Genomic DNA, 11,039 nt, shown 5'->3' with positions numbered 1-11,039 from the left:
TAACTTTTCTTTATTTTTCCAAAGTGGCTAACTTGTTCTTGCAATTTGCGGATATTAATAAAAGTGAGTATCAACAGTTTATTAATCAATATGGTAGTGAACATGCAAAAGCAACTGTTACACGTGTGAACTCATATATTAAAGCTATGTGCCTTGATGCAATAGATGAACAGTTGATTTTTAAAGACTTTACCAGAAATGTGAAGCTAATTGCTGGTAAACCAACTAGAAATAGTCAAGCAAAATATTTAGAAGCAGATGACTTTGAAAAACTCATTGCATATTCAAAAGATCATTCCAGCTTTAGAAATACTTCTCTTTTTGAAATCTATTTTGTATGTGAAAGCGGAGCGAGATACGAAGAATCATCGGCACTTACTTGGGACTGCATAGACTTCAAAAATAAGACTGTTACTTTCAACAAGGCCTACTCTATTCAAGCTAAAAAACTCAAATCAACCAAAACAGCATCATCAAATCGAACAATATCAATATCCGAGACATGTGTAAAAAAATTGGTCGAATTAAAAAAAGAGCAAGAATCATATTATGCTCAAAAGAGTTATAGTGATCCTCACAATTTTGTTTTTAGAAACCTCCACCTGGAGCTTCCATCAAATACAGCGTGTAATAAAATGCTCAAAGATACATTAAAAAAATGTGGAATAAAAAAGCAAATTAAATTTCATGATCTAAGACATACACACGTATCTTATTTGTTTGCAAACAGTTTTAGTCTTCTATACATATCCCATCGAATAGGTCATGCAAATCCTCAATTGACCCTTAAGGTATATTCACACCTAATGGAAAAAACTTTGAATAATGAAAACAATAGAATAAATAATATTTTTAAATAAGTGTTCATGATTTGTGAACACTTATTTTAGTGTGCAAAATGCTGTGCAAAGTGTTTTGCATTTTTATGAATTTATTTTTTAGACGAAAACAAAAAAGTGGTTCTAAATACTGCTAATTCAGCATTTAGAACCACTTTTATTTTTATGTTGAAACTATATGAAACTATCCAAATGCCGTGTGCAGGAGTCGAACCTGTGACCGCCGGTTTACGATACCGATGCTCTACCAACTGAGCTAACACGGCTTAAAAAAATACACCTAATTCAATGAACTAGATGTAATATATTGAGACACCTAGGTATTTCCTAAGTATTTATAACTCCGGATGTCAGACTCGAACTGACGACACCCTGATTAACAGTCAGATGCTCTACCAACTGAGCTAATCCGGAATAATTCAATAGCTCTTTAACAGAACTATTAAATCTTATCAATTTATAAGCCTCAGGTCAATAACTATTTGGCATTTTCTTTAGTAATTTTTGTAACTCCACCCATATATGGCACTAAAACATCTGGAATTGTTACAGAACCGTCTTCGTTTTGGTAGTTTTCCAAAATAGCGGCAACTGTACGACCAGCAGCAAGGCCAGAACCATTCAATGTGTGGGCTAGTCTTGTCTTACCATTTTCGTCACGATATCTGATGTGAGCACGACGAGCCTGGAAGTCTAGACAGTTTGAACAACTTGAAACTTCACGATACTTGTCTTGAGCAGGCATCCAAACTTCAAGATCATAAGTCTTAGCAGAACTGAAACTTGCATCTCCACTTGAAAGAACGATCACGTGATATGGAAGTCCTAGTTGTTTAAGGATATTTTCAGCATTAGCTGTCAATTTTTCTAGTTCGTTGTATGATTCTTCAGGCTTTGAAACCTTAACCATTTCAACCTTGTTAAATTGGTGCATACGGATCAATCCACGAGTATCACGACCAGCAGAACCGGCTTCAGAACGGAAACAAGGTGTCAAAGCTGTAACGTTTTTAGGCAAGTCTTTTTCATCCAAAATCTTGTCAGCAAAGTAGTTTGTCAAAGGAACTTCGGCTGTAGGAATCAAAGTCAATGGGTTTTCATCGACCATAACCGTGTAGACATCTTCAGTAAATTTAGGGAATTGACTAGTACCAAACATGGCATTATTGTTTACCAAGTATGGAGGGATCACTTCTGTATAGCCTTCTTTTTGGTGTTGGTCCAACATAAAGTTGTAAACAGCACGTTCAAGTCTAGCACCCATACCAATGTAGTAAACAAAACGTGATCCAGAAACCTTGGTAGCTTGTTCAAAGTCTAAGATTCCTAGTTCTTCACCGATATCCCAGTGGTGTCTTGGCTTGAAGTTTTCCTTAGGAACGGCACCGACTTTTCTGATTTCAACGTTAGTACTTTCGTCAGGACCAACGGGAACAGAATCGTCAGGAATGTTAGGTAGACGAACTAAGATATAATTCATCTTGTTTTGTACCTCTTCAAGGTCAGCATCAATCTTCTTGATGTCGCCACCGACTTTTTTCATAGCGGCAATTTCATCACTAGCATCTTCCTTGTTGCGCTTCTTGTTAGCAATTCCTTGAGAAACCTTGTTTCTTTCTTCCTTCAAAGTTTCTGTCTTAACTAACAATTCACGACGTTTTTCATCGTATGAAAGCAATTCGTCGATTTCTTCACTAGTAACGCCACGTGAAGCTAATTTATTTTTGATCCATTCAGGGTCTTTTCTGATTAGCTTAATGTCTAACATAAATTCATCCTCCATTATTTGTGAACTTGCACGATTTACCTAGGTAACTGTTTCCTGCAGTATAGTGGAAACGAGCTACACAAGGACAACCCTCTCCGGTTAGGTCAACTATTGCGCTCACTTGCTTCGCAAGCAATCCCAATAGTAGTCCTAATCCTCAAGGGCTAACCGTCCTTGTTCCGCTCTCTAATATAAAAAAGGTCGAAACATCCCAATAAAGGGACGAATCGACCATTCGCGGTACCACCCAGTTTCAGAGTATAACAATACCCTGCACTTTCAGATTTTATCGGATCAACCCGAACGGCATTACCCGTTGCCAGAATGCTGGAATAAAACCTTGACGATTTTCACCGACCATCGTCTCTCTGAAAGGTTTGTGAGTAGGCACTCTCTTAGCTTTATATTCATTGTTAATCATAATTTAAAATGTTGTAAATATCAACTAGTAATGACCACCATTTTTAGTAGCTTCAACATCGATATCTTCTAGCTTCAAGAACTTCGTCTTATGTTTGACCTTGTAATAGATCCAACATACGAACAAAATAATCAAACCACTATAACTGATCAAGAGACGACCAATATTGAAATCAACCATTGAACGCACATCTTGTCCAATAATGATGATGATACCTAGGATGATGGCTAGAATTGGCCCAAATGGGAACCACTTAGCCTTGTACTTCAAGTCATCTAGACTGTAACCCTTGAATAAGTATGCTTTTCTGAAACGATAATGAGAAAAGGCGATCCCAATCCAAGCGATGAATCCAGTCAAACCACTGGCAGCAACCAAGAGTTCGTAGAAGGAATCTCCATACAAACTAGTAAACAAGGCTGCCCCACCAACTAAAGCGGTTAGTAGAAGTGAAAAGACTGGTACACCACGACCATTAGTTTTTTCAAAAACCTTTGGCGCCATGTTGTTTTTACTCATTGACCAAAGCATCCGACTGGCAGCGTATAGCCCTGAATTAGCTGCAGAAATAACTGAAGTCAAAATAACGGCATTCATAATTCCGGCAGCTAGTGGAATCCCAACTTTCTTGAAGACGATCGTAAAGGGACTGATAGCAATATCACCGGCATCTGATCCCAAAAGATTTGGACTAGTATAAGGAATCAAAGCACCAATAATGGCGATAGACAAAATGTAGAACAAAAGAATTCTCCAGAAGACTTGCTTGATAGCCTTAGGAATACTCTTTTCAGGAGTTGCTGATTCACCCGCTGTGATACCGATCAACTCAGTACCTTGGAAGGAGAACCCGGCAACAACGAACACACTCAGAATCGCCGGAACGCCTCCAACGAAAGGTGCCTTCTTATATGTATAATTTGTCAAGCCAACAAAGTTTTGATTTCCTAAAATTCCTAATATACTTAAGATACCGACAATCAAGAAGATGATAACGGCGGTAACTTTGATTGATGACAACCAATATTCAGTTTCACCAAACGAACCTACAGAGATAAAGTTGATTACCAATAGAACAATCATAAAAGTCAAACTGATCTTCCATGAGGTCCAGCTTGGGAACCAATATTTTACAACTATAGAAATTGTGGATAAATCGACCGCCAAAGTAATCGCCCAGTTGAACCAATAATTCCAACCTAACGCAAAACCAAAAGCGGGATCGATAAATTTTGTAGCATATGTCGCAAATGAGCCGGAAACTGGCATGTAAGTTGCCATTTCTCCCAAACTAGTCATTAAGAAGTAAACCATAATACCAATAGCCACATAAGCTATCAGGGCACCTCCAGGACCAGCTGTTGAAATTGAGGAACCGCTTGCCACAAACAAACCAGTTCCAATTGACCCACCAAGTGCGATCATCGACAAATGACGGGTCTTCAACGACCTATTCACATCATTATTTTCCATCTTTCATTCCCCTTTTTGGATATAAAAAAAATCCTTATTATCAGAGGAACTACCGACAATAAGGATTATAATTATCCCATTAATCAATAGCTCAACGAATTAGAGAGTATCTTCGTTTGCCGGCAATATTGCGGAAACGAGTTACGAACGGCAGGTCTATATGCTTTTGCTCAGAACCTAAACGCCGTTCTCCACTCTCTAAAATCGACAGTCTACCACCTATTAAGCAGCAGCCCAACCAAATTACCAAGTAGGGATAATTGATTTCGGCAAACTTTCCTTTCATATCTTTTCAAAGTACCCTATCCATACTCCAAAATACTAATAATAAAGATTGCACCTCTATCTGATTACAAAACATTATAAATAAATGTTAAGATAGTAGCAAGTAGTGTTTCATTTATTATTAAATTATTTTAATTAAACGTTACCGGGGGAAGACATATGTTGGAGCAAATTTTCTTAGTTAAGCAAGACGTAGAAAAATACAAAATGCTTACTGTAATAAAATCTTTACCTCCTCGTGAAGTAAACCTAAGCAACATTAGTAATCGACTGCAATTCACCTACCAAAAAACATATAATATTTTTCAAGCATTACTGGAAGATCTAGCTGACGTCGCTCCCGACATTGACCCTAGCGATACAAAAATCGAGTCAATCGACTTCAGAAAAGTTTCCATTGATACTTACCGACTATTCTTGGTAAAAAATTCTGTCGTTTTCCAGGCCTTCAACTATGGTTTGACCAATGCCAATCCGTCATTTGAAAGCTTTAGTGACGAACACTTTACGAGTAAGTCCACTTTAAATCGTCGGATGTCTAAATTCAGAGCTTTTCTCAAAAACTTTGGTCTCAAGATTTCCAACTCGACACTTGAAATCAAGGGCAATGAAAAAAATATCCGTTGGATGGCATACTACGTCTATTGGTACACGTATCATGGGCAAGAATGGCCATTTAGTTTGATTCAGGAAAGTTCTATCGACCAAATTATTGGGCGGACTGATATTACTTTCGACAATCCAATCGTTCATTTCCAATTAAAATATTTTCTAGCAATTTCTCGGATTCGCTTGATCAAACGTCACTATATTGACGAATTGCCATATTACAGCGATGTTTTTGGCACACAAAATCTGGGCGAAGATATTTTGACACAAGAAGACTATCCAATCGTACCGGTAATGGCTTTGGACAACGAAAACAAGTTGATCAATCTCTTCAGAAGAACGGCCTTCCAACCTAGCGATACCTCATTTGAGCAACCAATCAACGCTAATGCCAGAATCAATCCGAAATTCTATGCGCTTGTTTATCACTTTATAGATTTCTTGAAGGAACATTATCATGATGACATGTCGGTCTACCATAATCAGAAGACTTTGAAGCACATTATGACCTACGTAACGCGTGATATCGTCTTCTACTACATCATGGCACCTTACTCGTTGATGCATTTGGATACGATGTACCCTAATGAAAATAACGAGAGAAACTATACTGACTTGTACAAAGATGTCTACACCTTCTTCTCTAACATCGACCAAAACGAATTCCCTGGAATTTACAACGCCGCCGAGTTGATTTCTAAAGACCTATATCAAGTTTTGCCTAGTTATATCTCCACTATTCGTGCTGAAGATATTATCAAGGTCAAAGTCTTGATTGATCCCGGTAATCAAACCGCTGAAGTTGTTTTGAGAAATATCCGGACTTTGGACTTCGTGGAAATCGTTCCTAGCAATGTTTTCGATGATGTCGATGTGTTGATCACTTCAATGGATGTATTGCCTTTGGATATTGAACGCAAGAAGTATCCTGACAACTTGAAAGTTATTCCTTGGGATATCTCTTCAACGCGTCCTGATTATATTTGGCTGTTGATTCAATTGAATCAGGTTTACGTTAAGAAGATCAAGAATAAACAAGATGAAGAAAAGAAGAAAAAGGCATTGTAGTGTTACATTGCCGTTCGTAAAAGTCCTTCTATTTATTAATTACGATAAAAAATAAAAATAGCTCTATAAGAATGCAATTTACAACATTCTTATAGAGCTATTATTTTGTTCAAATTCTAGGCTGTAAATCTAAAAATCATTTAAAATTTCACGCATAGTTACAGTTTTTTGATCATCTTCTAGAAATTTTTTGTACGTGAAATGTACAGCTCTTATATGTAAATATTACGAAAAAAATTGCCTTACCAATCAAAATTAGTAAGACGATTTTTATTTATTTCTTATGACGCTCTGACCGAGTACTACCTGATCTTGAATCTTTTGACTTGTCAGGTTTCTTAGTACTTCTAATATTAAGTTCGCCACGACCTTTAGTTGGACCATTACCCTTATTACGTTGTGAGTAGTAGAGGTACATCCAAACTACAACGGCAATCAAGACGATAATCCCTACAATGATACCAATCCATTGCTTATTGTTGGATTCTTCTTTTGGTGCTGCAGCATCATTGACATTATCGACTTGACGTTGTTTGACAGTGATATTATAATCAAACGATTTTTCAAAGCCAGAATCATTTTTCAAAGTGATGTGAGCCTTGTAAGTCCCAGCATCTAACTTCTTCACTGGAATGAAGTAGTCGAATTGCGAATTAGGGGCGATTTGCAGGTTATCTGCACTATAGTTGGTCTTCTTACTACCATTAGTAATTTCTGCCTTCAGGGACACTTTATTGACGTTTATCGGTGCTGTATTGTCCAAGGTGTATGCAATCCCTGTTGATCCGGCTACAGCTTTTGGTGCAGCAGAAGTCAAATGCATATCAGGCATGACACCATCGTCTTTTGAGCGCAAAACTACCCCTTTGACGTAGCGAACTTGATTCTTGATATTGATGTTTTTAGACTTCGTGGGACTAACTGAAGCTGTAGTCGTAACACCACCTAAAATAATTCCCGCATATTCAGAATCGGGTGACTTTACTTTGAACTCAACCGTCTTATTTTCACCAGTAGCCAAATGGACAGTTTGTTTACGTTTGCCCTCAACTAAAGATGTCAAAGATGGGAGTTTTGACTTGTACAATTGAGCATTGTACTTATCGTAGCCAATCACACCAGAGTCCGCCGTATAAGCATTATTGACTTCAGCCGTGACCGTGATTGATTTACTACCAGTATTGGCAATCAAAACTTTCAAAGTCTGGTCTTTGTTAGGTTCAACCTTGAGATCAAAGAAAGATTCGTCTTTGTTGATTTGGTTGTCTGGTAAAATCGCCTGAATCGCATAAGACTTATCAGGTGCAGCTTTAACTGTTGTCGCGAAAGGTAAAAATGTCGCAATTAATAGTAATAATGTGGAAAAAAAGACAATTATTCGTTTCTTCATACTTTTAACTCCTACCTGAATGCCATATTGCCCAGAAAATTAGGAAAATCAACGATACTAAGACGCAGACGATTAAAATATAAGTCGTTGTCTTATTATAGATCAGACCCTTACAACGCTTGTTAATGTCGTTAGCCTGATCTTGGGTGATGGTATAAGTTTTGTGGAACGTCCAAGTAGCCTTCCCACTTCGAGCTGCACCTTTGACGACATACTTCCCTGCTTGAATTGGAGTCGTATTTTGGTCAAAGTCAACGGGAATACGAGAATTTGGGGCTACTTTAGGATATGTGAGATCCGCCGACATAGTTTTGGGACCTAAGTTGAATCTATCAAGCCAACTCTTGCGTTTGACTGTTACGTGGACGATAACATTTTTCATCATCCCTGGTTCTTTGTTTTGGAGGTTTACTATTATGTGGGGCTTTTTGTCGATTACATCTAAAGATAGATTATGTAATGACAATATTCCTCCGACAGGTTTGTTATCATCAGTTAACCAAACAGGAACATCCGCAGTTCCAGACACAGCGCTATCTAATGAACGTATGCTAAAACCTCCAAGAACCAAACCGTTAATTTTCTTTGAAGGTAACTTAACTTTAAATTTTAAATCCTTGGTCTTATTTGGACCTAGCGTTACCCTTTGAGGTTTAACCATATCAGAAAAAGCATACTTTAATCCATACTGACCCGCTTTTACATCATCAGTATAAACTATTTTTCCATCCATTGAAGTTGTGGCATTAGTTGGTACAACCTCTAAGCGTAACTTTCTAATACCAAAATTTGACAATGAAATTTGTAACGTTCTCTCTAAATTTGAATCACCAATAATTTGGAAACGATCAGTAACGTCTGAATCCCCAATTAAAGGGGTAACAGTTAAGCCATCAATATCAGCTTTTACATAATTATCAAACGAAAAGAAGGACACTAGTGAAAGAAATATTCCAAAAACTAAACATACTACTTTTTTATTCATAATAACCTCTAATTAAAAGCTCTGCATGCTTCTATGATACTAAAAAAGCCGTTCCAATTGTTGGAACAGCTTAATATTTATTTATTAATTAACGGCGACGTCTTCTAGTTGTATTTCCAGAATTACCATTATTATTGTTATTATTATTTCTCTTACCTAAGTAGATACCTAAGCCCAAAATGATTGCTAGAGCTAGAACACCTAGCAAAATCCATAGCCATAGATAGTTAGGCTTGATACCAGCTAATTTGTTGTATTTAGCAGCATCGTTGTTTGTAATAGAGAAGTCTTTTTCAAGTATCCAGCTCTTTAAACCACCACTTGTTTTATATGTTAGTTTCAAATGATAATTTCCTGATTGTAAATTTTTGTTACCCCAAGAAATCATATAATTGTAATTTGATGTAGGTGCAATATTTTGACCATTTTTTGTTTCAGTTATTTTAAAACTTTTATCGCCCTTTTTTGTAACAACTGCTTTTGAATCTAGTTGTCCAGAATAAGAGTTAGACGCGTTGTGAATATTGGCATAAACCGCCCCATGTTTTTTTTGACCTAAATTCTGTATGCCCGGTTTAACAGAAGTAATAGAATATTTTGGCTCTGCGTTCTCAGAACTTTTTTGATGAATTTGAATTGGAACCGAATAACTAAATTTATTTTTAATTAAAGTACCATTTGACGCAACAGTTCCTTTAGCCTTTTCTTTATATGGCCTTACATTAAATCCACCCATTAAATATCCAGTATATTTTTTCTTAGGTATAGTAATTTTAGCCGTCACAGTTGCCGTTGTTGTACCTGGAATTTTAATAACAGCATGATTAGGATCAGCTAAATTTCCTGTCTGTATCTTCAACGCTGAATCAGTAACTTTTCTTTTATCATATCCCAATCCACCATCATTAGTTGTATAGGCAGTGTTAACATTATATTCAAATTTTCTTGCATCACTTGATTTATTTATAATAAGCAGCTTAACTTCAACAGTTTGACCTGGATCTCCAGTAATCATATAACTACCATTATCAATATTAACGTTATCAGTATTTTCTCCACCAACTTTTAAAGCATATTGGCCTGAAGTTGCAGCACTAATATTAGTTTGAAAGTTCATCACAGCCATTAAAAACATGCAAAAAGATATTACCATAGAAAATAAGAATTTCTTTTTATTCATCATTACCCTCCCAATAAGTATAAAATGACTTACAAAGCAACTCTATTATAAAATAAAAACCACTACTAATAGTAGTGGTTTTTTAGGTATACTACCAAATTTTTAATTAACCCTCAGGAGTAGCAGGAGTTCCAATAGTTGCTTTTGGATTTGCATTTAAAGTCCATGTAATTACTGATTGATATGAGTTAACTGATGGATTCTTTACATCATTATTTGATACCTTTGGTACATACAAGCTTGCTGCATCTGCATCACTAAATGTTGTCTTCAAAGTACCAACTTTATATGATTTTGCAGTTGGTTGCATAACAATCTTACCATCTGCTGCTGCACCTGTTGATGTCATAGCTGCCGTTGATGTCTTAATAGGTGAAGCTGTTGTTGATGCACTTTCACCATTACCATCAAAAATTTCTTCAGGATTTAATGTAAGAACAAATTGATTTCCATTTGTGGCTGCTTCACCGTCAGTACCAGTAAATTGTCCCAAATTAGCTGAAAGTGTGAAACCAGGTGTTTCTGAACGAGCATCAATAACTGAAAGAACACCCTTATTATTACCGTCAACTGCAGTACCTGTTGCATTATTATCCTTCAATGAAACTGTTGAATCTGAAGCTGCTGAACCGAATCCAAAATCTGGAACTTGATCAAGAACTAAAACTCCAGATACAACTTTAACGTTAGCATTTGAATTTGCTGTTGCTGTACCATATGTTGAACCATCGCCACCATCAAAAGCAATTGCTGGATCTCCACTTCCTAATTGACCAACATCAGTGGATTCTGTTTGAGTAACCTTACCGTCTGATCCAACTTTACCTGTTGTTGTTGCAGCTTGTGCTGTAACTGCTGGTGCAACTGCTCCTAATACCATACCTACTGTTGCTAATGATCCTACTAGAACGTTTCTTGATAATTTCATGATATATCCTCCCTGATATAGAAAAATTATTTTTTTGTTTTGGCAGATTGTAAAATATAACCGAACACTAGTGGACACAAAAACCCATAAAGG

At 36.7% G+C, this 11,039-nt stretch carries 8 protein-coding genes, 2 tRNA genes and 1 riboswitch; of the genes, 2 read left to right on the top strand and 8 right to left on the bottom strand.

The genetic code is table 11. The features are described 5' to 3' along the window. Positions 1 to 860 (top strand): tyrosine-type recombinase/integrase (locus tag FC88_RS09265; RefSeq protein WP_235526927.1); only part of this gene is annotated, 860 nt, incomplete at its 5' end. Between the two features lie 172 nt (positions 861 to 1,032). Here FC88_RS09265 and FC88_RS09260 read toward each other — a convergent pair. The 4 genes from FC88_RS09260 to FC88_RS09245 form a co-directional block, all read right to left on the bottom strand. Then, positions 1,033 to 1,105 (bottom strand) — tRNA-Thr (locus tag FC88_RS09260). Between the two features lie 75 nt (positions 1,106 to 1,180). Continuing rightward, positions 1,181 to 1,253: transfer RNA gene (locus FC88_RS09255), tRNA-Asn, on the bottom strand. 64 nt (positions 1,254 to 1,317) lie between these two features. Continuing rightward, the gene (gene serS / locus FC88_RS09250) at positions 1,318 to 2,607 is read right to left on the bottom strand and encodes a serine--tRNA ligase (RefSeq protein WP_057814939.1); all 1,290 of its coding nucleotides are present in this window, start codon (positions 2,605 to 2,607) and stop codon (positions 1,318 to 1,320) included. A 445-nt stretch (positions 2,608 to 3,052) separates the two neighbouring features. Next, positions 3,053 to 4,501 carry an amino acid permease gene (locus FC88_RS09245; protein WP_057814937.1) on the bottom strand — a complete coding sequence of 483 codons (1,449 nt, stop codon included), beginning with the start codon at positions 4,499 to 4,501 and terminating at the stop codon, positions 3,053 to 3,055. Positions 4,502 to 4,677: 176 nt separating this feature from the next. After that, positions 4,678 to 4,854, bottom strand: a riboswitch (Lysine riboswitch). A 91-nt stretch (positions 4,855 to 4,945) separates the two neighbouring features. Between FC88_RS09245 and FC88_RS09240 the strand changes: the two genes are divergently transcribed. After that, positions 4,946 to 6,463, top strand: a complete 1,518-nt coding sequence (locus FC88_RS09240) for a helix-turn-helix domain-containing protein (RefSeq protein WP_057814935.1) — start codon at positions 4,946 to 4,948, stop codon at positions 6,461 to 6,463. Between the two features lie 274 nt (positions 6,464 to 6,737). Here the strand turns inward: FC88_RS09240 and FC88_RS09235 are convergent, their stop codons facing one another. The 4 genes from FC88_RS09235 to FC88_RS09220 all read right to left on the bottom strand — a co-directional run bounded on the left by FC88_RS09235 (position 6,738) and on the right by FC88_RS09220 (position 10,946). Next, on the bottom strand, positions 6,738 to 7,853 hold the full coding sequence (locus tag FC88_RS09235) for a DUF916 domain-containing protein (RefSeq protein ID WP_057814933.1): 1,116 nt from the start codon (positions 7,851 to 7,853) through the stop codon (positions 6,738 to 6,740). Between the two features lie 4 nt (positions 7,854 to 7,857). Next, positions 7,858 to 8,838, bottom strand: coding sequence for a WxL protein host-binding domain-containing protein (locus FC88_RS09230; protein WP_057814931.1), 981 nt, complete (start codon positions 8,836 to 8,838; stop codon positions 7,858 to 7,860). 88 nt (positions 8,839 to 8,926) lie between these two features. Beyond that, complete coding sequence (locus FC88_RS09225) at positions 8,927 to 10,018, bottom strand: DUF3324 domain-containing protein (protein WP_057814929.1); 1,092 nt, start codon at positions 10,016 to 10,018, stop codon at positions 8,927 to 8,929. Positions 10,019 to 10,124: 106 nt separating this feature from the next. After that, positions 10,125 to 10,946 (bottom strand): WxL domain-containing protein, encoded by an 822-nt coding sequence (locus tag FC88_RS09220; protein WP_057814927.1) that lies wholly within the window; start codon positions 10,944 to 10,946, stop codon positions 10,125 to 10,127. Positions 10,947 to 11,039 lie beyond the last annotated feature (93 nt).

The sequence above is a fragment of the Companilactobacillus futsaii JCM 17355 genome (assembly GCF_001435505.1).
Taxonomy (GTDB): Bacteria; Bacillota; Bacilli; order Lactobacillales; family Lactobacillaceae; genus Companilactobacillus; species Companilactobacillus futsaii.
The sequence above is the reverse complement of the archived record's forward strand: the minus strand, read 5'-3'. Positions and strand labels throughout refer to the sequence as shown.